At 60.9% G+C, this 578-nt stretch carries 1 protein-coding gene; it reads left to right on the top strand.

Going from position 1 to position 578, the window contains the following annotated elements; genetic code table 11:
* The coding region (locus K206_RS0137010) for a T6SS immunity protein Tli4 family protein (protein ID WP_029044483.1) at positions 1 to 420 on the top strand (420 nt) is incomplete at its 5' end.
* Positions 421 to 578 lie beyond the last annotated feature (158 nt).

Below are 578 nucleotides of genomic sequence, written 5' to 3'. Positions count from 1 at the left end.
GAAAGCTGGGCAATGATCATTCGCTTGGCCGGCAAGCCCGATGTGTCGTTGACGGTTACGTCATATGTGCAACGCAGCGTGGAACCCGGTCTGCGCAAGCGCGCCGGCGGCATCCTGGCTGGACTGCTGGGCACCGTAGCCGGTGTCACCCAATTGCGCAACCGTGCGCGTCCGGTTGGCCCCATCGAGGCCGATGAGATCCTGGTGGCCGGCACACAGGATGGGAAACGAACCTATGGTTTCAAATGGGAGGCGCCGGGAAAAGCGGACTCCCTGGCCGAGCCCAACCTGAATGTGTCGCTACAGGTCGGCGAGAGCGCTTACCTCACCAACAAGGAATCGTTCGCCAGCGACGAGGAAGCACTGGAATTGTGGGATGCCGTGGTGGATTCACTGCGTTTGCGCCCGGGGGCCGTATGAGCAAGTTCTCTCGCCGCCGCATGCTCCTGGCAATGACAGCCGCACCGGTGTCGATGCTGGCTTCGAGGTATTCGCTTGCTTCGCCCTCCAACTTTTCGGTAGGGGAAGCCATGCGCTATTTGTGCGAAGGGGTTTTCCCTTCAGTTCACCAGAAGCGC

It is taken from the genome of Cupriavidus sp. WS, assembly GCF_000395345.1.
GTDB classification, from domain to species: Bacteria; Pseudomonadota; Gammaproteobacteria; order Burkholderiales; family Burkholderiaceae; genus Cupriavidus; species Cupriavidus basilensis_B.
The sequence above is the reverse complement of the archived record's forward strand: the minus strand, read 5'-3'. Positions and strand labels throughout refer to the sequence as shown.